We start from the raw sequence: 22,799 nt of genomic DNA, 5'->3' as shown, positions 1-22,799 counted from the left end.
AATATAAATCAACTTTTTCTGATGATAGCGACATATTCTGTCAGATCGGAATGGGATGGTTATTGTCTGAATAAAATTTAAATTAATAGAGATGACAATGAATATCATAAAAAAACTTCCATTAACAATGGCGGTTATCGCCGCGCTTTGCCCAATTTCTGTGCTCGCACAAGAATTCACGCAGGAGCAAATTGACGCCATTGTCGCCAAAGCGGTGGATAAAGCCCTGACAGAACGTCAGCAAAAATGGATGCGGCAGTCGCGAAAAAAGCGGACGTGGTGACGGAACCGCAAAGCGCCGCGCAGTCCCCGGATCTGGCGATTCCCTTTGGCATTAAATTTACCGGCTACGCCCGCTACGGCGCACACTTCCAGGCCGCCGATCAAAAATATGTGGCGGTCGATGGCTCGTATAACGGCGGCTCGGCGATTGGTCGTCTGGGTAACGAAGGCAACGGCGGTGAATTCCAGCTCTCTAAAGCGTTCAAAGGCGATAACGGCGCGATCTGGGACATCAACGTGATGATCGACCACTGGGGCGACGAAGTTAACCTGAAAAAAGCCTACGCGGGGGTGACCAACATTATGTCATCTAACCCAAATGCCTATTTCTGGGCCGGTCGAGACTTCCACCAGCGTCCACAGCAGGGCATCAACGACTACTTCTGGATGAACCACGATGGCCAGGGCGCCGGGGTGAAAAACTTCGATATCGGCGGGGTGCAGTTTGACGTGGCAACCGTCGCGGCAGTGGAATCCTGTAATCCGGAAGTGGAAAACGACGGCTCTAACCCGTCGCGCATCTCCTGTACCGGCGGCTCCGGCACCGGCGATAAAGGCAACTACGCGGCCACCTCCAAAATCCACGGCATGAAAATCGGGCCGCTGGATCTGGAACTGTACGCCAACTACGGTTTCGACTCGAAAGCCATCGAGAGTGACGATCGTCTGAACGCCTGGCAGGGCGGCGTGGTACTGAGCCACACCAACGACAGCGGCGTGAACAAAGTGATCGCCCGTTACTCGGATAACTCAGACAACAGCGTGTTCAATAAAACCGAAGATCTGACTACGGTTTACGCCAGCTTCGAAGGGCTGCATAAATTCACCCAGCAGACGCAGGTGGAGTACATCCTCGCCTTCCACGATTACGACAACAGCCGTGACAGCACCGACAATCGCAAAAACTACAACGCGATTGTGCGCCCAATGCACTGGTGGAACGACGTTCACTCCACCTGGCTGGAAGCGGGCTGGCAGCACGTTGACTACGATAACGGCGGTGATAACAAAGGCTGGAAGCTGACCCTGTCGCAGAACATGTCTATCGCCATGGGCCCCGAGTTCCGCCCGATGCTGCGCTTCTACGTGACCGGCGGCAAGGTGGATAATGAACGTACCGCTCGCGTGAACGGCACCGACGACCAGACGCTCGACGATTTCAACGTCGGCGCAATGTGGGAAGCCTGGTTCTAAGGTAAAAGCAAAACGGCAACGGGCGTTGCCGTTTTTCGTGTTTTCCCTCTCCCTGTTCGGGAGAGGGCGGAGCGAGGGCATCAGACCGCACCACCCGGCATTGCTCCCATGATATGCTAGAAAAAAACGAGCATGCAGGGGAGAACATGGGTTCCACAAAAAGAGGGATGCTGAATGTCCTGATCGCCGCCGTGTTATGGGGCAGTTCAGGGGTTTGCGCGCAGTACATTATGGAGAAGAGTCAGATTTCCTCGCCTTATCTGACCATGATTCGTCTGCTGTTCACCGGCGTGATTTTACTGACGCTCTCTTTCGTCCACGGCGACAAGATTTTCTCAGTCATCAAACATCGCAAAGACGCTATCAGCCTGCTGATTTTCTCACTGGTTGGCGCGCTCACGGTCCAGCTCACGTTCCTGCTGACGATTGAAAAATCCAACGCCGCTACCGCGACTGTCCTGCAATTTCTCTCCCCGACCATTATCGTGGCGTGGTTCGCGCTGGCGCGGAAAAAACGGCCTGGGATATTTGTCCTCTCGGCAATTTTGACCTCCCTGATTGGCACGTTTTTACTGGTGACGCATGGCGATCCGACATCGCTGTCTATCTCCCCTGCGGCGCTGTTCTTTGGCATCGCCTCGGCCTTCGCCGCCGCGTTTTACACCACCTATCCCTCGACGCTTATCGCCCGCTACGGCACGCTGCCGATTGTCGGCTGGAGTATGTTGCTGGCAGGGCTGATGCTGACGCCGTTCTACGCCGGGCGCGGCACCACCTTCGTGATTGACGGCAGCCTGCTGCTGGCCTTTTTCTATCTGGTGGTGATCGGCACCGCGCTGACCTTCAGTTTGTATCTGAAAGGCGCGCAGATGATTGGCGGACCGAAAGCGAGCATTCTGAGCTGCGCCGAACCGCTGAGCAGCGCGTTGCTGTCGGTGCTGCTGTTAGGGGTGGCGTTTACGCTGCCGGACTGGCTGGGGACATTGTTGATTGTGTCGTCGGTAGTACTGATTTCGATGGATTCGCGCAGACGCGTTCAGGCTTCGGTGTAACCCGATATCCTCACCCGAAAGGGTGAGGATATGCCAGACTTACTGCGCCTTGACCTTCCCCGCCACCAGCAGTGCCGTCAGCAGCATCAGCGTGCCAGACAATACCAACGGCGACAGCAGCCCCAGATTATCCAGCGCATAGCCGCCAATCGCCGCGCCGCAGGTGTTTGCCAGTTGAATCACCGCAACCTGAATCGACCCGGCTTTTTCCGCCTGATCGGCAAGGGAACGGGTGATCCACGTTGACCAGCCCACCGGCACCAGCGCAAAAGCAAAGCCCCAGATAATCGCAATGGCCGACGCCACCCACTTGTCACTTCCCCACAAAATCAGCACCACGGCGCTGACCGCCAGCACCAGCGGCGCACCTGCCAGGGCGAATTTAAGGGAGCGCTTCAGGAACTGCGCCGACAGGGATGTGCCGACAAAACTCGCAATACCAAAACTCAGCAGCACCAGCGTCAGGCCATCCACATCAAAACCGGCCATGGTCATAAACACCGGGCGGATATAGGTGAAAAAGGCAAACTGCCCGGCGAACGCCATAAAGATGGCGGTCATCCCCGCCAGCACACCGGGGCGTTTCAGCAGGCTGAACATATTCTGCTTATGATGCGCCGCTTCGCCCGGCAGGGACGGCAGCGCCTTCCACACCCAGAAAATGCACAGAATGCCCATGATCGCCGCGCCGTTAAAGACGTTACGCCAGCCGATAATGCCGCCCAAAAAACTGCCCAGCGGTGCGGCAATCACCAGTGCAATCGAGACGGCGCCGAAGATCACCGAGAGCGCTTTCGGCACTTTGCGCGCGGGCACCAGACGCATGGTCAGCGAGGCCGACATTGCCCAGAATCCACCCAGCCCCAGCCCCAGACAGGCGCGGCCCAGCAACAGCAGAGTAAAGTTATCGGCAAAGGAGACCAGCACGCAAGAGAGCGTGAGCAGAACCGCAAACAGGATCACCACTTTGCGGCGGTCGATGGTGCCGATTATCTGGGTGATAAACAGGCTGGAGAACATGGCGACAAACGCCGTGACGGTGACGGACTGGCCCGCCACCCCTTCGGAAATCCCCAGATCCTGCGCCATCGGCGTCAGCAGGCTGACCGGCAGAAACTCCACGGTAATCAGGCAGGCGACGCAAAACGCCACGGAGAAAACCGCCGACCAGTTAGGTCGCAGGACCTCACCGGTATGGGCTGTGGGCGTGGAGTGGATCTGTTCTGTCATGGTGTCACCTGAGGATAAAACTGCGGGAAAGTCGCGCAGTTTATCATCAAAACTGTGACGGATTTAACGTTTTGACAACTTTTGTTGAAATCTGACCTTCACCGACAGACAGCCAGCATGGGGCTCAGTGCAGGAAAAAAACGCCCTCTTCAGGCAGGAACAGGCGGTTGTAGCGCAGCTGAAAAGCGTTGAACTCCTGCGGATCGGGGTCTATTTCGCGCATAAATCCCAGCGCCAGGCGGATCTGCGCGTCGGTAATCGGCGCGGCAAGACGCGCTTTACGCAGTAGTCGATGCCAGGTATGCAGATTCTCTTCGCTGCCGTCGACGATGCAGACCTGCCAGATCAGCAGCACCTGCGCGGCATTTTGCAGATGGGCTTCGTCCGGGCGCTCCAGGTAGCGGATAAACTCAGTGCCTGCGGTTTTACCGCACTGGTCAATCATCGACTCCAGCGGAACGGGCGTAATCCCTAAGCGTTCGCTCAGTCGTTTGATCGCCCGACGCGAATCAGACGTCAGAATGCGAAACCCGACTACAAACACCACAACCAGGGTGGCCAGCATTATCCAGACCATGCGTTCTCCTTAATAATAGCCGCTCATGATATCGGGAAACGCGCCGTTGTCGACAGCGTAAAACATGCTGAAAGGGATCGGAAAAAACAGGGGCGGGAATGAAAAAAGCCCGGCACGCAGCCGGGCAAAAAGTTACCTGCACAATTACTCAAGCCATTAAGCCGCTTTCAGTCGTTGAATGCGTTTTTCGCGGCGAATTTTGCGCTCTTCCATCACGGCGACCATCGCCATCAGGCAGATACAGGCGATAGCTGCGGCGTCCAGCGCGGCGAAGGTGCCCGCCCAGCCGGTCAGGCCGAAGATCGGCGTGCCGTCGGCGATCATCCCGAGACCCAGTTTGGCGAAGCTGTCACCGATCAGATAGGCGAAGGTGCCTTTGATCCCATCGGCAGCGCCGATCGCTTTTTTCGGCACAAATCCGACGGCCGCGACACCAATCAGCAGCTGCGGGCCAAACACCAGGAAACCGAGCGCAAACAGGGAGGCGAGATAGACGTACTGGTTGCTGGCGTGCTGATACACACCCAGCGTAGCGATAATCAATGCCAGCGCAACGCAGGCCACCAGCGCCCGACGACCGTTAGCCAGATCCGACAGCCAGCCCCACAGCAGCGTTCCCACCAGCGCGCCCACTTCAAACAGGGTAAAGCCCTGGATCGCCACCTCTTTGGAGAGTTTCAGCTCCTGGAAGGCGTACACGGTAGACCACTGGTCGATGCCGATGCGCACCACGTACAGGAAGATGTTGGAGAAGCAGAGCAGCCAGATGACTTTGTTTTTCAGCACATACTCAACGAAGATCTGCCATTTGGTCATCGACTCGTCTTCAGCGTCTTTGTCTTCTTCACTCAACTCTTCGCCAAACAACTCCTCCGCTTTGCCCAGACCGTAGGATTCCGGGGAATCGCTGCCGTAGCGCAGGCCGATAAAGCCAACAATCAGCGCGATAATGGACGGGAAGATGAACATGCCGATCACATGGCCGTCGAACAGGACATTCGCCCCGAACAATGCCACGCCTGCCGCACCCGCCCCACCGAGGTTATGGGAGATGTTCCACATACCAAGATAAGTGCCGCGCTTGCGACGTGGCGTCCATTTGGTGATGGTGGAATAGCTGCACGACCCGCCGGTGCTCTGGAAGAAACCGCTCAGGGCGTAGAAGGCGATCATCATAAACAGGCTGACGGAACCTGCGCCCATGCTGGCGCTAAAGCCAAGCATACAGATGGCGGAGAGGATCAGCATAAACGGCAGGAACTGCTTGGTATTTTTACCGTCGGCGTAGTACGAAACCAGGGTTTTCCCCACCCCGTAAGTGATGGAGAAACCGAGGCCGATCATCCCCAGCTGCGTCATGCTCAGCCCGTAGGTGGAGATCATGTCGTTCTGGGCGATGTTGAAGTTTTTGCGGATCAGGTACATGGTCAGGTAGCCGATGAACACCACCAGATAGGACTGCATGAACGGCTTGAACCACATTTTGCGCCGCATCTCGAGCGGCAGATCCAGGGTCGGCTTGCGCACCTGGTTTAGAAAGGCCAGCATCAAAAACTCCTGATATGAATACCTGCGAATGGCAGGCATTGTAAAAATCAGCAGTCGCATTGGCCTGAGACAGCGTCCAGGCGAAACCGGGAAAATTTCCTAGTTTTGCCCCACTCGGGGCAAAAAGGTGAGGCGCATCACGCTTCGTTGACCTCACGCGGGGCCTGAGCGTTCAAAAACGGCAACAGCAGCAGGGCGGAAACCCCCGCCGCGATAGCGATCACCGCGAAAAAACCGCTCCAGTGCCAGATGTCGATGACCCGCGCCAATGGCCAGCCGGACAGGGACGCGCCAAGATAGGCAAACAGGCCGACAAAACCGGTCGCCGCCCCCGCCGCCTCTTTGTGCGAGCACTCCGCTGCCGCCATGCCGATCAGCATTTGCGGGCCGAAAACGAAGAATCCGGTGGTGAAGAAGCACGCCGCCTGCATCACGTAGCTAGCAAAAGGCATCAGCCACAGCGAGCCAACGGAGAGCAAAATCCCGGCGGCGAAAATCAGGTTCATCGGGCCACGGTTGCCGTTAAACAGTTTGTCCGAGCCCCAGCCCGCCACCAGCGCGCCGATAAATCCGCCCAGCTCAAACATGGTCACCGCCGAGTTGGCGGTCACCAGATCGACGCCGAGCGTCTCGGACATATACAGATTTCCCCAGTCGTTGATCGCCGCACGCACCACGTATACCAGCACATAGCACAGAGACAGCAGCCAGATATAGGGGTTCAGCAGCACGTATTTGGTGAGGATCTCTTTGCGCGTCAGCCCCGCGCCTTCCTGCTGCTGGGCGATCTCCATCTCATCGTGCCGCCAGTCGCCCACCGGCGGCAGGCCGACGGTTTGCGGGCGGTCGCGCAGACGCCAGCAGAGAAACAGCCCGGCGAAAATCGCCAGGGTTCCGGCGATCATCATCCCGGCGCGCCAGCCGTAGTGTAGCGCCGCCGCTCCCACCACGATGGGGATCAGCGCCCCGCCGACGTTATGGGCTGTGTTCCAGATTGCCCACCAGCCGCCGCGCTCGTTGCGGGAGAACCAAGCGGTGAGCAGACGCGCGCAGACGGGTGCGCCCCAGCCCTGGAAAAAAGCGTTCAGCGCCCACAGCAGCGCGAACGCCCACAGGGAGGTGGAGAAACCAAACAGGATATTGACCACTCCGGTTGCGATAAGCCCCATCCCCATAAAGTAACGGGCGTTCGAGCGGTCGCTGACGATGCCGGAGAAGAATTTCGACAGACCGTAGGTGATGTAAAACAGCGTCGCCAGCAGGCCGATGTCCGTGCGCGTCATCACGCCGCTGGCGAGGATTTCGGGCGCAGCGGCGTTAAAACTTTTGCGGGTGAAATAGAACAGCGCATAGCCCAGCCAGATGGTGGTCAGAATATGGCGTCGCCAGTAGCGGTATCGCGCATCTCTTTCGCGTTTATCGCCAATGGGTGCAGCATTCGCCGGCGTTTTCAGAAAGGTAAACATGGTCGGTCCTTACGTATAACGCAGCGGCAAATTCACGCTGACGCGCGTGCCGTGGGTACAGGAGATCGTCAACGTTCCGCCGAGCGCCGTGACGCGCTCGCGCATTCCGGCCAGGCCAAACCCCTGCTGCCCGGAGCCAGGCGGCAGACCGCAGCCGTCGTCTTCGAGAACCAGCATCAGGCGCTCGTCCTGCTGCCAGCCCTGGAGCGTCACCGCGCTGGCACTGGCGTGTTTGACGATATTGTTCAGCCCCTCCTGACAGACGCGGAACAGGGTGACGCGCTGGCTTTCGCTCAGGAGTGTCTCGTCGATAGCCCAGTCGAGATGGCTGACGATCCCGCGATCTTCCAGCTCCATCTCACGCATCAGGGAACGCACCGCCTGCTCAAGGGATAAATCATCTAACTGGCGTGGACGCAGGCGCCCCAGCAGACGTCGCACGGAATCGTACACCCCGAGAGAGAGCTGCTCGATGTGCGCGCCGCCCTGCCGGACGCCGGGATTTTCCGGAGCCAGCCGCTGAACGATACCCGCCTGAGTGCGGATGGCCGTGATGGTCTGGCCGATATCATCGTGCAGTTCGCGCGCCACTTCCTGCCGCACATTTTCTTCGGTTTCCAGTAACCGCTCGGCCAGGCGTCGATTGCGGGCCAGCTCGTTTTGCAGCGACTGGTTCAGCTCGCGCAGACGCTGTATACCCGCGCCCAGCAGCAGTCCGGTCAGGCTTTGCGCCAGCAGCGAGAGGAGTAAATCAACGGGATGATCGTGCCACGTCTGGCTGGCAATCAGGGCGATGGCGTTCATCAGGGTAGCGATCAGCGCCCCCTGCCAGCCATAGTGCCAGGCCAGCGCGATAATCGGCAGCGCCAGACAAAACGGCGTAAAGCGAGAGAGTTCCGCAGGCAGACCCAGCTGCAGCCACAGGCTGACCACAAACAGCAGCAGATACCAGATAAGGTGCCGCGCGCGCCAGTTTACCGGCTGGGAGACCAGCGCCGGGCCGAGCGGCTGCCAGACAGTGCTGGTGAGATAATGCCAGATGACGAGGCACGTGGGCGCAAGCGTCAGGCCGCCGGTCAGCGTCAGCAGGAGCGCCGTCAGGGTGTCGGGTTTGCCGATCCACGGCAGGGATTGCAGCAGCGCAGCGGCAATCAGCGCCGCGCCCTGACGCAGTAGCGTGCGCCAGTCGCGCTGATGGCGGTAGCGGGAAATCAGCGCCACCGGCAGCAGCGTCAATACGCCCCCGATCATCAATAAGGGAAGATGCGCCAGTGCCACTTCCTGCGCCAGCCAGACCAGCATGATCCACTCGGCCCCCAGCAAAACCGGCCAGTAGCCGCGCGGACATTGCAACATCAGCCCCAGACGCAGGCCAAACGGGAAGAGCAGCACCGCCAGCTCCGGGCGCTCGACCAGATGCAGGCTGATACTCCACAGGCAAAACCAGGCGGCCGAGAAGATAAAAAAGCTGGCGACAACGGAGACCAGCCGCGAGAAGTACGGGCTCATTGCCAGCCGTCAAACATGCGGCGGGCCAGCTCGACATCGTTACTGACGCCGAGTTTTTCCATCAGATTGGCGCGATGGACGTGAACGGTTTTGGGCGACAGACCCAGCTCGACGGCGATCTCTTTCACCGCCATCCCCTGAGCGAGCTTTTCCGCCACCTGACGCTCGCGTTTTGTCAGCGGGTCCTGGCGTCCGGCGGCCAGTTTAATGGCGATATCCGGCGTAAGATAACATCCGCCCGTCGCGACGGTGCGCACGGCGGAAATGAGTTCGTCGGGGCTACAACGTTTGGAGAGAAACCCTCGCGCGCCGGCGTTGAGCGCCTGTTCTACCAGCGCGGGGCTGTCGTGAACAGAGAGCATAATGGTCGCCATTCCTTTCGGCAGCTGGCTGAGCAGCTCAAGCCCGGAGAGATCCGGCATTGAGATATCGCAAATGCAGACCTGCACGCCACGCCCCGGTAATCCGGCCAGCGCCTCGCGGCCTGAACCGAATTCAGCCACGACCTGAAAATCTGCCTCCAGGCTCAGCAACTGGGCAAAACCGGAGCGGACGATAAGGTGATCGTCGATAAGGGCAATGGTGGTCATGTGGCATTCCTGGCGGATAAAAAACGCGCTTACCTTAACGATAAGCGCGTTGCCGTTCAAGCCTTGAGCGATTTACTCAAAAAACACCGCAATTTTATTGAACATGGTCGGATCAGACTGGTTGCGGACCACTTGGGTGACATCTTCCAGTTTGTCGATTTGGGCAATCATCTGCTCGAGGCGCTGATCGTCGTTCACGAGGAGCCAGATGCGGCTATGATCGCTGCCCTGAATCGGCAGGCAAAGAATGCCTTCCACGTTAAATGCGCGGCGCGCGAACAGGCCGCAGACGTGAGTCATGACGCCAGGGTGGTTGCGGACGGTGAGTTCGAGAATGACGTTATCATATTGTTTCTGCATGGCTTATTCTCCCACCATCTCAGTATTCGCCGCACCCGGCGGGACCATTGGATACACTTTTTGTTCTGGATCGATGCGCACGTGAATCAGTGCCGGGCCAGGGCGGGAAATCGCCTCCTGCAGGGCGGCTTGCGCGTCCTCGGCGGCATTCAGATCGCAGGTGTGCAGGCCAAAACCGGCCGCAATCTGCATAAAGTTGATCATCCCCGGATAGGTCGCCGCAAACACGCCCTGCTTGTAGAACAGGCTCTGCTGCTGATGCACCAGCCCCAGCGCTTCGTTGTTCATCAGAATGATTTTCACATCCAGCTGGTTTTCAGCCGCCGTCGCCATCTCCTGAATGTTCATCATCAGGCTGCCGTCACCGGAGAAACAAATCACCTTCCGATCCGGATTCGCCAGCGCAGCGCCCACGGCGGCTGGCAGGCCAAAGCCCATGGTGCCTAAGCCGCCGGACGTCAGCCACTGACGCGGACGGTTCAGCGGGTAAGCCTGGGCGGTCCACATCTGATGCTGGCCGACGTCGGTGGTGATAATAGCGCTGTCGTCCACGCAGGAGGCGACGGCGTTAATCAGGCCGTAGTGGCTCAGCGGGTCGCCTTCGGTCGGGATGGCGCTCGGAAACTCCTGCTGCAGTTGAGCAACTAGATCGCACCACTCGGCGTTGTCGGTGGCGTGGGTTTGGGGGATTAACTGGGCCAGTACCTCGCCCACATCGCCCTGAATCGCCACATGCGGCTGCTTGATTTTGCCAAGCTCTGCGCGGTCGATATCCACGTGAATGATTTTCGCGTTCGGGCAGAACTGCTCAGTTTTACCAATCGCCCGGTCATCAAAACGTGCGCCGAGAACGATCAGTAAATCAGACTCTTGCAAAATAAAATTGGTGCTGCGCGCGCCGTGCATCCCCAGCATGCCCAGCGACAGTGGGTGCGCTTTCGGCAGCATTCCCAGCGCCATTAAGGTCATGGTGGTGGGCAGATTGGCTTTTTCGGCAAATTCACGTACCTGTTCTGCGGCGTTGATCGCCCCGCCGCCCAGATAGAGCACTGGCCGTTTCGCGGCGTTGATCATCGCGGCGGCGTCCTGCACGCTCTGAGCGCTGAATTCCGGTGCGGGGGCACGGCCACCCGGTTCCGGGAAGGTTTCGATGTCGATTTCAGCGGTTTGTACGTCCTTAGGAATGTCTATCCACACCGGGCCTGGGCGGCCGGATTGCGCAATGCGGAACGCATCGCTGATCACCTGAGGTAACTCGGCGATGTCGCGAACTAAATAGTTATGCTTGGTGATGGGGATAGAAATACCGTAGGTGTCGACTTCCTGAAACGCGTCGGTGCCGATCATCGACGAAGGAACCTGGCCGGTAATACAGATCAGCGGAATGGAGTCGAGGCGCGCGTCGGCAATCGCCGTGACCAGGTTGGTGGCACCCGGCCCGCTACAGGCCATACAGACCGCAGGTTTGCCCTGCGTACGCGCCATGCCCTGCGCGATGAAGCCTGCGCCCTGCTCGTGGCGCGCCAGAACGTGGCGGATTTGCGTGCTTTGACTTAACGCGTCATAGAGCGGCAGGACCGTACCGCCCGGGATCCCCGAAACGATGCTGATACCCTGACGTTCCAGTAAGTGAACGATTAATTGCGCGCCCGTAAAACGCGTCTTGCCTGATGTTGTGCCCGAACTTGCCATGCTCCAGTCCTTTTGTTCTGAGCCGACTTTCCGGGAGGTTTAAACTAAAAACCCCGCCGGTTTGCGCCGGCGGGGTTTTGGATTCGTGTGTTGATCCAGTCCCTACGGCGCATTGCCGACGACCACCACCACACGTACGACGACCACTGCGGCAGGTTGCGCAGTTTTTAGTAGGGTCGACGCCATCATGGAAGTTGTCATTGAGGACCTGTGTTTAGAATCATTGATAGAATTTATACAAACACAGGATTCGGTGCCTGACAATGGAAATATTTTCATCCACCCAAATTTGCGTCAGGGATCACGTTTCGTTTGTAAGAGAAATAAAAACAAAAAACCCCGCCGGAGCGAGGTTTTTTCAGGGTTTGCGGTTGGTTTCCGCGAACACACTGTGTTACGTCAACGCAAGAAGTATACGCGATCGGCCACGAACGCGCAATTTTAGCTCTCTTTTTTGACGAATATGAGTATGGATCAGCCTTCCGAATTTGTCGACAAAATACTGTTCATGCATCCAGTGTTTATCTATACTGAGTTTGTTCGCAGTGCGTATTGGGGGCCGCAAGCAGTACACCGGCGCAAAGAAGTCCTGGCTGAAACGGGTGGTGCCGTCAGTGCCTTAACCCCCAAATGAGCACACTGTGTTACGTCAACAAAGGTGCTGGCAACAGGCGGCGGAGAGGTACGCCAGCATCGTGCTCCTTCTGCCAGAAGGAGGCGCGTATGGGCGTCGTGGATATGGTTATTCTTATCCTGAGACTCATTGTTGCGGTACTGCAACTGCTTGACGCTGTCCTGAAATACCTCCGGTGATTCAGGGTCAAGTCGCACCAAAGAGGGGCGGGCAACCGCCCCTCTTTAACATCTGCACACTGGCAACATAAGTTGCCGATATCGTTTACAAATCCTGCCTGCTTCTGCTCAATCATTCACCCCAGAGATGCTTAAATTGTCATCTCATTGTGGTAGATTCCTCGCGCATTTATGGGAATGCGCAGTCACTTATTCTTTATTTCTCTCTTTTTGCAAAAGTATTCAGCGACATGAAAAAGCAAAGGAACGTGAATTTACTGTTGATGCTGGTGTTACTGGTGGCCGTCGGTCAGATGGCGCAGACCATTTATATTCCGGCGATTGCAGACATGGCGAAAGAGCTCAGCGTGCGCGAAGGTGCGGTGCAGAGCGTGATGGCCGCCTATCTGCTGACTTACGGCGTCTCGCAGCTGTTCTACGGTCCGCTGTCTGACCGCGTCGGGCGTCGCCCGGTGATCCTGGTCGGGATGACCATTTTCATGATCGCCACGGTGATCGCCATAACCACTCACAGCCTGACGATCCTGATTGCCGCCAGCGCCCTGCAGGGCATGGGGACCGGCGTCGGCGGGGTGATGGCGCGTACGCTACCGCGCGATCTGTACGAAGGGTCACAGCTGCGTCATGCCAACAGCCTGCTGAATATGGGTATTCTGGTAAGCCCGCTGCTGGCACCGCTGATTGGCGGCGTGCTGGACAGCATCTGGTCGTGGCGCGCCTGCTACGCTTTCCTGCTGGTCCTGTGCATTATCGTCACCTTCAGCATGGCGCGCTGGATGCCGGAAACACGCCCGACGGGCGCACCGCGCACCAGGCTTATTGCCAACTACAAAACGCTTTTCGGCAACGGCGCGTTCACCTGTTACCTGCTGATGCTGATTGGCGGCCTGGCGGGGATTGCGGTGTTTGAAGCCTGTTCCGGCGTGTTGCTGGGTGCAGGACTGGGGTTAAGCAGCATGGTGGTGAGCATTCTGTTCATTCTGCCGATCCCGGCGGCATTCTTCGGCGCATGGTTTGCCGGTCGCCCGAACAAGCGTTTTTCCACGCTGATGTGGCAGTCGGTGATGAGCTGCCTGCTGGCAGGGGTGATGATGTGGGTCCCTGGCTTACTGGGCGTGATGACCGTCTGGACGCTGCTGATCCCGGCCGCCCTGTTCTTCTTCGGCGCGGGAATGCTCTTCCCGCTCGCGACCAGCGGCGCGATGGAGCCGTTCCCGTTCCTGGCAGGAACCGCAGGTGCGCTGGTGGGCGGCCTGCAAAACATCGGCTCCGGCGCGCTGGCCTGGCTCTCCGCCATGATGCCGCAGACGGGTCAGTCTAGCCTTGGCCTGTTGATGACCCTGATGGGGCTGCTGATTTTACTGTGCTGGCTGCCGCTGGCGTCGCGCGAGCCGCATCACGAGCAGACGATTTAATCGCATGATGGCCCGGCTTCTCGTCGGGCTTTTCACACACCGGTGCAAGCATCGCCTGCAGCAGCGGTTCCGGCCCGGGTCGCCACGCCCCCTCCTCGCCGTCATAAAACTGGAAATCCGCATTAATGGCGTAAGGGATTTTGGCTTTTTGCAGTTCGCAGGCCATAAAGCTGGCGAAAGCCATCTGCGGTGCCGTCGGGGTAACGCGGCTGGATTCACCCACGCCCCAGCCGCCCACCCAGCTCACATGCCCGGTTTTTTGCTGCCAGCGCAACGCGGTAGTGATCCGGCTGCGAATCATCGATTTCTCCGCCGCCGTGCCTGATGTCCACGGGTATTTTCCGTTGTTCTTGAGCGGTCCCCACGGGAAGATGTGCCATTCGGCCAGCACGTAATTCTGGCTGTGGGCAGGCAGCTTAAGGCTGCCGAGATCTTCCGGTGCCGCGCGCAGGCGCGGAGCGACGAAAATCATGCGTTCGGCATCAATGGCATGAATGGCTTTGATCGCTTTTTCGTAGACACGGTTAAGGGATGCGAGATTGTGATTGAGCTTGTCCGCCGGCTCGTAGATCAGGTCAAAACCGAGCAGCGGCGAGCTTTTCTCGAAGTAGTGCGCCACGGCAATCCACCAGTTCACCACCTCTTTTTCGTTATCCGCTTTCGGGTCGTTTTTGTATTCATCTGCCTGATAGGCAATCACCGGGATCACGCCGTATTGCTCACAGGCTTCCACCAGCTTGCGCAGATGAATCAGGCGCGCTTCCGTCGGCTCGCCGGCCACGCGGATTCGCACGTGGGTAAACCCTTTGGCCTTAAAATCACGCACTTCCAGCGGATCGAATTCGCGAATGCCGCGCTCGGTGCGCGCCCAGTCCACGTCGATGCCCACCCCGAGCTGCTGCGCGTAGCGCGCAGCCGTCAGCGGTGGCTCAGCGGCAGACACCCAGCCAGAGGAGATAATCAGCGCAGCGGCGATCAGGGGCTTTAACACGGTTAACCTTGCGAGAAATCGAAAGCAATATGCTGTATTTAGCACGCTTTTCGCGGTTTGGTGTAGAGGCTACGCGTAATAATTCTTCAACCCACCTGACTTTTCAGCCAGTCGATAAAGGCATCAATTTTCGGCCACTGCCTGCCCGAAAGGGTCGATATGTAGTAGTGCTGATGGCATTTCAGGGCTTTCTCGCCGAAGGGCGCAATCAGCTCTCCGCGATCCAGCCGCTTTTGCACCAGCCGCTGACGCCCCATGGCGACACCCACGTGGTTCATCGCGGCGATAACAGCTAAATCGGAACGATCGAAACCAATGCCCGACGATGGCGGCAAATTCACTGCAAAGTGCTGCGCCCAACTAAACCACTCATCGGTTCCCGAGTCGTTACTCCACGCCTGTCTGTCATGCAGCAGCGTGCAGTGGCGCAGATTGTCTGGGTTTTTAATTAACTCATGTTCGCGCGCGTATTCCGGCGTACACACCGGCAGGATCGCCTCGTTCATCAGAAAATGATGGGCGAGCTGAGTGGGCGGCGTATCGTCGAAGTAGAGCGCCAGATCGATACCCGTTCGCTGCATGTTCGGGTAATCATTGCCGGTGAGTATGGTCAGGGAGATCGACGGATAGCGGCGGGAAAAATCCCCGAGCATCGGCACCAGCCAGCACTGGGCGATGCTGGGGCGCGAATAGACGGTCAGGGTGCCAGAAAGCGCCTGATTCTTGATGTCGAGGATCTCCTGGTTCAGAGTATCCAGCGACGATTTGAGGGTCCAGAAAACCCGTTTTCCCTCCTGCGTCAGCTCCACCTTGCGGTGCGAGCGGACGAAAAGCTGAATCCCCAGCTCCTCTTCCAGCAGGTTAATGCGATGGCTGACGGCGCTCGGGCTGAGCGACAGCTCTTCCGCCGCCAGCGCGAAGGACTCATGACGGGCCGCCACTTCAAAGGTGTACATTTTTGACAGTTGCCAGCCGTTCAGCAGGCGATTGCCGACCTCATTCGCATCGTTCATAGCGGTTTTTTATCCCCTCAGCCTCGTATTTCTGCCCTCAGAATATCCGTTATGAATGAATTAATGTGAAGCAACGACGAATAAAGTGCGCTTTTTAGAGCAATGTCACTCACTTGATCCAATCTGCCTCACCTGAACGGCAATTTATATCGTTTGTCAGCCGGTGCCGTTTTTTCGTCCAATAGCCGCAGATAACTTAAGGGTGGGGTGAGATATGGGATCTCAGATGTGGGTTGTGGCGACGCTGCTGGCAAGCATCGTGTTGATTGTATTAACCATCGTAAAACTGAAGTTTCACCCGTTTCTGGCGCTGCTGCTGGCGAGCTTCTTCGTTGGCGCAATGATGGGCATGAGCCCGCTGGATATGGTCAATGCCATCGAGAGCGGCATCGGCGGCACGCTGGGATTCCTGGCGGCGGTGATTGGCCTCGGCACCATTCTCGGCAAGATGATGGAAGTTTCTGGCGCGGCGGAACGCATCGGGCTGACGCTCCAGCGTTGCCGCTGGCTCTCCGCCGATGTGATTATGGTCCTGGTCGGGCTGATCTGCGGTATCACGCTGTTCGTTGAAGTGGGCGTGGTATTGCTGATCCCGCTGGCATTCTCAATCGCCAAAAAGACGCAGACTTCGCTGCTGAAACTGGCAATCCCTCTGTGTACGGCGCTGATGGCGGTTCACTGCGTGGTGCCTCCCCATCCGGCGGCGCTGTTTGTCACCAACAAACTGGGCGCGGATGTGGGAACGGTGATTGTATACGGTCTGCTGGTCGGGCTGATGGCCTCTCTGGTGGGCGGCCCGCTGTTCCTGAAAATCCTCGGCGATCGCCTGCCGTTTAAACCGGTTCCGGCGGAGTTCTCTGACCTCAAAGTGCGAGAAGAACATACGCTGCCCACGCTGGGCGCCACGTTGTTCACGGTGCTGTTACCGATTGGCCTGATGCTGGTAAAAACCATCGCCGAGCTGAATATGGAAAAAACCGGCTCGCTCTACACGCTGCTGGAATTTATCGGCAACCCGATCACCGCCATGTTTATCGCGGTGTTTGTAGCCTATTACCTGCTCGGCATTCGTCAGCATATCGGGATGAGCGCGCTGCTCAAGCACACGGAAACGGGCTTTGGTTCAATTGCTAACATCCTGTTGATTATCGGGGCGGGCGGAGCGTTTAACGCGATCCTCAAAACCAGCGGCCTGGCCGATACGCTGGCGCTGATTTTATCGAACATGCATATGCACCCGATTCTGCTGGCCTGGCTGGTGGCGTTAATTCTCCATGCGGCCGTCGGGTCTGCCACGGTTGCGATGATGGGGGCCACGGCGATTGTCGCGCCGATGCTGCCGCTCTATCCCAACGTCAGCCCGGAGATCATCGCCATTGCCATCGGTTCTGGCGCCATTGGCTGCACAATCGTCACAGATTCTCTCTTCTGGCTGGTGAAGCAATACTGCGGCGCGACCCTGAACGAGACCTTTAAATACTATACAACGGCGACATTTATCGCCTCGGTACTTGCACTTGGCTGCACGTTCCTGCTTTCTTTCATTATCTAAGCGCGAAGAGACGTACTATGGAAAACGCAAACATCACCACCTTAATCGCCCAATATCCTCTGGTAGAGGATCTGATGGCGCTGAAAGAGACCACCTGGTTTAACCCGCGCACCACCACGCTTGCCGAAGGGCTGCCGTATGTCGGGCTGACGCAGGCGGATGTGAAGGATGCCCACGCCCGCCTGGCCCGCTTTGCGCCTTATCTGGCGAAAGCTTTCCCGGAAACCGCGGCCAAAAACGGCATTATCGAATCAGACGTGGTGGCCATTCCCGCCATGCAAAAGCGCCTGGCGAAGGAGTTTGCCACGCCGATCAACGGCACTTTGCTGCTGAAAAAAGACAGCCATTTACCGATTTCCGGCTCTATCAAAGCGCGCGGCGGGATTTATGAAGTGCTGACCCACGCCGAAAAACTGGCGCTGGAAGCGGGGCTGCTGTCGCTGACAGACGATTACAGCATCCTGCTGGAACCACGCTTTAAAGCGTTTTTCAGCCAGTACAGCATTGCCGTTGGCTCAACGGGTAATCTGGGGATGTCGATTGGCATCATGAGCGCCCGCGTTGGCTTTAAGGTGACGGTGCATATGTCTGCCGACGCCCGCGAGTGGAAAAAGGCCAAACTGCGCAGCCATGGCGTTGAAGTGGTGGAGTACGAACAAGATTACGGCGTGGCGGTGGAGCAGGGGCGCAAGGCTGCCGAGAGCGATCCCAACTGCTTCTTTATCGACGACGAAAACTCTCGCACCCTGTTTTTGGGTTATGCCGTGGCGGGTGAGCGTCTGAAAGCTCAGTTTGCTGAACAGGGGCGCGTGGTGGATGCGGATCATCCCCTGTATGTCTATCTGCCGTGCGGCGTGGGCGGTGGCCCTGGCGGCGTCGCGTTTGGCCTTAAGCTGGCCTTTGGCGACCATGTTCACTGCTTCTTCGCCGAGCCAACCCATTCGCCGTGCATGTTGCTGGGTGTTTATACCGGTTTGCACGATGAGATTGCGGTGCAGGATTTGGGGATCGACAACCTAACGGCCGCAGACGGTCTGGCGGTGGGACGCGCCTCCGGGTTTGTCGGCCGCGCAATGGAGCGTCTGCTGGACGGGTTCTACACCCTGTCCGATCAGAGCATGTACGACATGCTGGGCTGGCTGGCGCAGGAAGAGGGCATTCGTCTGGAGCCATCGGCGCTGGCGGGTATGGCCGGGCCGGTGCGTGTCCCTTCTTCAGCCAATGCGACCCACCTCGTCTGGGCAACGGGCGGCGGGATGGTGCCGGAAGCGGAGATGGCAAAATATCTGGCGAAGGGCCGTCCGTCACGTCTGCCGTAACAGCGTCATCAGCTCTTGCGTCGAGCGGTTGTGCTTTTTCAAATCGCGCATCACTTTCATAAAGGGTGCGCTGTAGTCATAGAACGCCAGATAGCCCTGACAGAGCACGTCGTCATTTGCCGACGTGCATAACCGCCGTCCTGCGCACGTCTGGCATTTCAGCAGCCCTTTCTTCTGGCACAGCGCGGTGCCGCACCACCCGTCCAGTGTGTCGTCGAACAGGCGCACCGAGATCTCCCCGATATCCTGCCGGACCCACATCGCAAAAATCTGCGTTAAGAACTCGCCCCACACCTCCGGCGTTACGGGCTTTTCACCCGCCGTCTGTGGCAAAAAATGGACGTTTTTGTTACCGCTGAGGCGTAACGCTTGATAAACCTTCCCTGGCTCGCGCGCGTTGCAGTTATCGACTACAACCACGCGGGTACTTCCGTGGCATCCTGTCATTCACGACCCTAGAAAAATCAGTATTTGCTGTAAGTGTGTTACAGCAAACAGTAATGCGAGGGAGAGAACTGCGAGAGAGATCAAGAATTTGTCACGCACTGCTTTGGGCTGCGCGAAATCGTTGTGATTCACGTCCATCAGGTTGCGGCTGCGGGTGTAGCGCCAGAGAAGAGCCGCTACCAGCGCCAGCACCACAATCGAGACCCAGAACGGCAGACCGGTGCGGTGCCAGTTGTGTTTAATCGCCAGTGCGATCAGCGCGCCATAGCCCAGCAGCGTGCGCAGCCAGGCCAGCGATGTGCGCTCGGGCTGCAGGCCGGGATCGGCTTCCCTTCGCGCTTTGCGGCTATCCGCCATAGAACACCAGCACCATGACCGCTGCCGCGACGGCCAGCAATATCACGCTGATCGCCAGCAGGCCGCGCGTGTAGGGCATATCCTGTTTCAGGCGCATCGCCTTTTCATTGCGCAGCCAGCGCAGATAACCGTAGATCGCCAGCACACCTGCGAACAGACACAGCAGCAGCGCCAGCACTTCACGAATCAGCGGCGTGGCAAAATCTGGTGCGAGCTGGTCCAGCCCGACGCCTGCGGCGAGAAACCCCAGCGCGGTGCGGATCCATGCGAGAAATGTGCGCTCATTGGCGAGGGAAAACCGATAGTCAGGCGCTTCGCCCAGCTGGGAAATTTTCATGAAGGCTCCTTGTCGTACCGCAAGCAGGCTTCAGCATAGCGTAAATTGACCGGCATCTGGGATGCCGGTCGGCGGGATTAGTGCAATTCTGGCCAGTAATCTTTGTTGGCCTCAATCAGATCATCAAGGATGGCTTTGGCAACCGAAGCGCTTGGCACCGTTTTAGACAGGGTAATCGCCTGCCAGAGTTTGGTGTAGGAGCGCTCTTCCCAGGCGTCGACCACCAGTTTTTCCACTGCCACCTGCTGGCCCATCAGCCCTTTCTGGAAGTGTGGAATACCGCCCACGGTCAGCGGCTCAGGGCCGTTTTTCCCGACCAGGCAAGGAATTTCGACCATCGCATCGGCGTCGAAGTTATGAATCGCCCCGTTGTTCGGCACAATCAACAGCATCCGCTCCTGAGTGTTGAACGCAATAGCCGTTGCGAGATCGACGATGTACGACGCATGTTCATCGATTTCCAGCTCACCGGCGGAAGATTTCCCCGCTTCGATGATGGCGCGGCAGGAGCTGAAAACATGCTTCTCGCGATGATCCATCACTTCGTTCGCGCGGGTGCGCTCCGGGTTTGAGTGCGCCACCACGTAATCCGGGAAGAGGTAATATTTCAGGTAGGTGTTCGGCATGGTGTCCGGATCGAGCGCCTGCACGTCTTTTGCTTTCGCGAACGTGTCATTCCAGCTGGCTTCCGTATGGGCATCGTCAGAAGGTGGCACATAACCGTTTTTCGCCACGTATTCGCGCAGTTTCGGCATCAGATCGTTACCGTTCAGATCTTCAATCGACGTCCACCAGCCGAAATGGTTCAGGCCGTAGTAGCGCACGCGCATCTCTTTGCGGTCTTTCAGACCGACGATCTGCGCCATGCGCCCTTCAATGCCAATCGGCATATCGCAGATGTTGAGGATTTTGGCGTGAGGTCGCAGACGGCGGGTGGCTTCAGCAACGATCGCCGCCGGGTTGGAGTAGTTGAGCATCCACGCATTCGGGGAGTATTGCTCCATATAATCCACCAGCTCCAGCACGCCGCCAATGGAGCGCATGCCGTATGAAATCCCACCCGGACCGCAGGTTTCCTGGCCCAGCACGCCGTGACGCAGTGGGATTTTCTCATCCTTCTCACGCATCGGGTATTTGCCGACACGGATATGCGCCATCACAAAGTCCACGTCGGTAAACGCGGCTTTAGGGTCGGTGGTGTAGCTGAATTCGATATCCGGCGCCTGCTCCTGCAGGATGATTTTGCATGCCTCGGCGATGGTCTCCTGACGTGCGCCGTCGTTGTCATAAAACTTGAGCGCACGCAGTGGGAAGCGGTCGCGATTCGCCAGCAACATCAGGACGATACCAGGAGTGAAGGTGCTGCCGCCGCCTGCGATAACAACTGAGAATTTTTTCATGATACAGCCTCTGTCATGGTGGATGATGGGTTTGTAGAAGAAGGGGTCATCAGAGATTCAAGCTGGTCGCGCACCTGTGGGACGTGCAGCCCAACAATCACCTGAATACCATTGCCGCGACGCACCACACCGTGGGCGCCAAGGGCTTTGAAAACGTCGTCACTTTGCGTTTTGCTCATATCAAACAGGGCGATACGCAGCCGGGTGGCGCAGTTGTTGATACTTTCGATATTGCCTGCGCCGCCCAACGCCTGCAGATAGGCGGCCGCCTGGCCGGAGCTGGTGTTCGCCGCAACGGTGGTTTGCCCGCGCGCGGCCTGGTAATCCGCTTTGCTGTAGAGTTTGATTTCACTCTCTTCACGGCCCGGGGTTTTCAGGTTGAAGCGTTCGATAAGCGTCTTAAAGACCAGGAAATAGAGAGCGGTGAAGCACAAGCCGATGCCAATCTGGGTGAACATCATGGAAGCATGATTGTGGAACATCGGTATCCAGTTCTGCGGGAGGAACTGGTCAAGCAGCCCGCCGCCCATGTTGCCGACCACGCCAAAGATATACATCACGGTCGCCATGGTCGCGGCGAGGACCGCGTGAACGGCAAACAGTAGTGGCGAGATAAACAGGAAGGTAAATTCCAGCGGTTCGGTGATCCCCACCAGCATTGCGGTCAGCGTCGCCGGGATCAGCAGCCCCGCCACTTTGACGCGATTTTCCGGCGAGGCGGTGTACCAGAGCGCCAGCGCAATCCCAACGGAGCCAAACACTTTCGAGTTACCGTGCAGCGCAAAGCCGCCTTCGGGGAACAGGGTTTTCAGCGGCAACGTGCTCTGGCTGAACGCCTGCAAATGCTGCGCCCAGTACACCTGAATACCGCCCTCGACCGCCGCCGGGCCGAAAATAAATGGACCGTAGACGAAGTGGTGCAAGCCCGTTGGGATCAAAATGCGCTCCAGGAAGGTATACACCCATACGCCCAGCGCCCCGGCGGAGCGTAAAAACGCCTGCAACGACTCAATGCCCATCTGCACTTTTGGCCAGCCGAGTAGCGTCAGCCAGGCGCACGGAATCATCACGAAGAAGGCGATGATCACCACAAACGACGTGCCCTGGAAGATGCCTAAAAATACCGGCAGCTGTTTATCGAAATAGCGGTTGTGGATGGCGGTCACCAGCCCGGAAATCACAATCGCGCCGATAATGCTGGTATCGAGAGTTTTGATCCCGGCAATCATCGCCAGCCCGCTTCCCGCGGTAGGCTCGGCCATAAAGTTCACGCCAAAGAACTGACCCCAGGTCATACCCATTGCGTTGATAAAGTAGTTCCAGGTCAGGAAGCTAATCAGCACCGCCAGACACGCCCGGCCCTGCGCCTGTTTGGCGAGGCCGATCGGTAAGCCGACGGCGAAAATCAGCGGCATATTACGAAAGACCGCCCAGCCGCCCTCTTCAATGATGTGGACGATTTGGGCAAATAAATGATCGGGTGCCGTTAAGGCCTCGCCCACAAAAAGCGGATTGCGCAGCATGATGGCAATTCCGACCACCATGCCTGCGAAAGGGAACAACAGCACCGGGGTAAACATGGCGCCGCCAAAACGTTGTATTTGACTGAGCATCTTTAAATCCTCATGTAACAACCTGTAGGGGGTTTGGCCTTA

Annotated in this window: 21 protein-coding genes and 1 pseudogene; 6 read left to right on the top strand and 16 right to left on the bottom strand. The window is 57.8% G+C overall.

Translation table 11 applies throughout. The features are described from left to right. Positions 1-97 precede the first annotated feature (97 nt). Together ETG88_RS16365 and ETG88_RS16360 are read left to right on the top strand one after the other, a co-directional pair. Positions 98-1,476 (top strand): annotated as a pseudogene (locus tag ETG88_RS16365) (carbohydrate porin). A 146-nt stretch (positions 1,477-1,622) separates the two neighbouring features. Next, a complete protein-coding gene (locus tag ETG88_RS16360; RefSeq protein WP_100778247.1) occupies positions 1,623-2,528 on the top strand; it encodes an EamA family transporter in 906 nt (301 codons plus the stop codon). A 39-nt stretch (positions 2,529-2,567) separates the two neighbouring features. Here ETG88_RS16360 and nepI read toward each other — a convergent pair whose 3' ends face one another. The 9 genes from nepI to ivbL all read right to left on the bottom strand — a co-directional run bounded on the left by nepI (position 2,568) and on the right by ivbL (position 11,701). Beyond that, on the bottom strand, positions 2,568-3,758 hold the full coding sequence (gene nepI, locus ETG88_RS16355; RefSeq protein ID WP_100778248.1) for a purine ribonucleoside efflux pump NepI: 1,191 nt from the start codon (positions 3,756-3,758) through the stop codon (positions 2,568-2,570). Between the two features lie 124 nt (positions 3,759-3,882). Then, entirely contained in the window at positions 3,883-4,335 is a 453-nt protein-coding gene (locus ETG88_RS16350) for a DUF1198 domain-containing protein (RefSeq protein WP_102105107.1), read from the bottom strand. A gap of 156 nt (positions 4,336-4,491) precedes the next feature. Continuing rightward, entirely contained in the window at positions 4,492-5,883 is a 1,392-nt protein-coding gene (uhpT, locus tag ETG88_RS16345; RefSeq protein WP_100778250.1) for a hexose-6-phosphate:phosphate antiporter UhpT, read from the bottom strand. 137 nt (positions 5,884-6,020) lie between these two features. Further along, entirely contained in the window at positions 6,021-7,349 is a 1,329-nt protein-coding gene (locus tag ETG88_RS16340) for an MFS transporter (protein ID WP_129035799.1), read from the bottom strand. A gap of 9 nt (positions 7,350-7,358) precedes the next feature. Then, on the bottom strand, positions 7,359-8,858 hold the full coding sequence (uhpB, locus tag ETG88_RS16335) for a signal transduction histidine-protein kinase/phosphatase UhpB (protein WP_100778252.1): 1,500 nt from the start codon (positions 8,856-8,858) through the stop codon (positions 7,359-7,361). Further along, positions 8,855-9,448: a response regulator transcription factor UhpA gene (gene uhpA / locus ETG88_RS16330; protein ID WP_095280027.1), complete on the bottom strand. Its 594-nt coding sequence runs from the start codon at positions 9,446-9,448 to the stop codon at positions 8,855-8,857. Before uhpA ends, uhpB begins: the two co-directional genes overlap by 4 nt. Before the next feature lie 72 nt (positions 9,449-9,520). Next, complete coding sequence (ilvN, locus tag ETG88_RS16325; RefSeq protein ID WP_100778253.1) at positions 9,521-9,808, bottom strand: acetolactate synthase small subunit; 288 nt, start codon at positions 9,806-9,808, stop codon at positions 9,521-9,523. A gap of 3 nt (positions 9,809-9,811) precedes the next feature. Further along, on the bottom strand, positions 9,812-11,500 hold the full coding sequence (gene ilvB / locus ETG88_RS16320; RefSeq protein WP_100778254.1) for an acetolactate synthase large subunit: 1,689 nt from the start codon (positions 11,498-11,500) through the stop codon (positions 9,812-9,814). Positions 11,501-11,602: 102 nt separating this feature from the next. After that, positions 11,603-11,701 (bottom strand): ilvB operon leader peptide IvbL, encoded by a 99-nt coding sequence (ivbL, locus tag ETG88_RS16315; protein WP_100778255.1) that lies wholly within the window; start codon positions 11,699-11,701, stop codon positions 11,603-11,605. Between the two features lie 522 nt (positions 11,702-12,223). Here ivbL and tisB point away from each other — a divergent pair. Further along, on the top strand, positions 12,224-12,313 hold the full coding sequence (gene tisB / locus ETG88_RS22595; RefSeq protein ID WP_100778256.1) for a type I toxin-antitoxin system toxin TisB: 90 nt from the start codon (positions 12,224-12,226) through the stop codon (positions 12,311-12,313). Positions 12,314-12,543: 230 nt separating this feature from the next. Continuing rightward, positions 12,544-13,728, top strand: coding sequence for a multidrug efflux MFS transporter EmrD (gene emrD, locus ETG88_RS16305; protein ID WP_129035798.1), 1,185 nt, complete (start codon positions 12,544-12,546; stop codon positions 13,726-13,728). On the opposite strand, the gene ETG88_RS16300 is transcribed toward emrD, so the two are convergent. Continuing rightward, a complete protein-coding gene (locus tag ETG88_RS16300; RefSeq protein WP_129035797.1) occupies positions 13,631-14,719 on the bottom strand; it encodes a glycoside hydrolase family 5 protein in 1,089 nt (362 codons plus the stop codon). The genes emrD and ETG88_RS16300 overlap by 98 nt on opposite strands. 86 nt (positions 14,720-14,805) lie before the next feature. Further along, positions 14,806-15,732: a DNA-binding transcriptional regulator DsdC gene (gene dsdC / locus ETG88_RS16295; RefSeq protein ID WP_100778258.1), complete on the bottom strand. Its 927-nt coding sequence runs from the start codon at positions 15,730-15,732 to the stop codon at positions 14,806-14,808. Between the two features lie 214 nt (positions 15,733-15,946). Between dsdC and dsdX the strand changes: the two genes are divergently transcribed. Both dsdX and dsdA read left to right on the top strand, forming a co-directional pair. Continuing rightward, complete coding sequence (gene dsdX / locus ETG88_RS16290) at positions 15,947-17,284, top strand: D-serine transporter DsdX (RefSeq protein ID WP_102105110.1); 1,338 nt, start codon at positions 15,947-15,949, stop codon at positions 17,282-17,284. A gap of 17 nt (positions 17,285-17,301) precedes the next feature. Then, positions 17,302-18,603, top strand: coding sequence for a D-serine ammonia-lyase (dsdA, locus tag ETG88_RS16285; RefSeq protein WP_129035796.1), 1,302 nt, complete (start codon positions 17,302-17,304; stop codon positions 18,601-18,603). Here dsdA and ETG88_RS16280 read toward each other — a convergent pair. The 5 genes from ETG88_RS16280 to ETG88_RS16260 all read right to left on the bottom strand — a co-directional run bounded on the left by ETG88_RS16280 (position 18,589) and on the right by ETG88_RS16260 (position 22,757). Next, positions 18,589-19,050, bottom strand: coding sequence for a radical SAM protein (locus ETG88_RS16280; RefSeq protein ID WP_129035795.1), 462 nt, complete (start codon positions 19,048-19,050; stop codon positions 18,589-18,591). The genes dsdA and ETG88_RS16280 overlap by 15 nt on opposite strands. Next, the gene (locus tag ETG88_RS16275; protein ID WP_107702572.1) at positions 19,051-19,407 is read right to left on the bottom strand and encodes a DUF202 domain-containing protein; all 357 of its coding nucleotides are present in this window, start codon (positions 19,405-19,407) and stop codon (positions 19,051-19,053) included. Then, positions 19,397-19,744 carry a YidH family protein gene (locus ETG88_RS16270; RefSeq protein WP_100778263.1) on the bottom strand — a complete coding sequence of 116 codons (348 nt, stop codon included), beginning with the start codon at positions 19,742-19,744 and terminating at the stop codon, positions 19,397-19,399. The genes ETG88_RS16275 and ETG88_RS16270 overlap by 11 nt, the downstream gene beginning before the upstream one ends. A 77-nt stretch (positions 19,745-19,821) precedes the next feature. Then, positions 19,822-21,144, bottom strand: coding sequence for a 6-phospho-alpha-glucosidase (locus tag ETG88_RS16265; protein WP_129035794.1), 1,323 nt, complete (start codon positions 21,142-21,144; stop codon positions 19,822-19,824). Further along, positions 21,141-22,757, bottom strand: a complete 1,617-nt coding sequence (locus tag ETG88_RS16260) for an alpha-glucoside-specific PTS transporter subunit IIBC (RefSeq protein WP_149044997.1) — start codon at positions 22,755-22,757, stop codon at positions 21,141-21,143. The genes ETG88_RS16265 and ETG88_RS16260 overlap by 4 nt, the downstream gene beginning before the upstream one ends. Between the last annotated feature and the right edge of the window lie 42 nt (positions 22,758-22,799).

This window comes from Lelliottia nimipressuralis, from assembly GCF_004115925.1.
In the GTDB taxonomy this organism is placed as follows: domain Bacteria; phylum Pseudomonadota; class Gammaproteobacteria; order Enterobacterales; family Enterobacteriaceae; genus Enterobacter; species Enterobacter nimipressuralis.
Note: the sequence above shows the minus strand (reverse complement) of the source record. Positions and strands in the feature narration are given on the sequence as shown.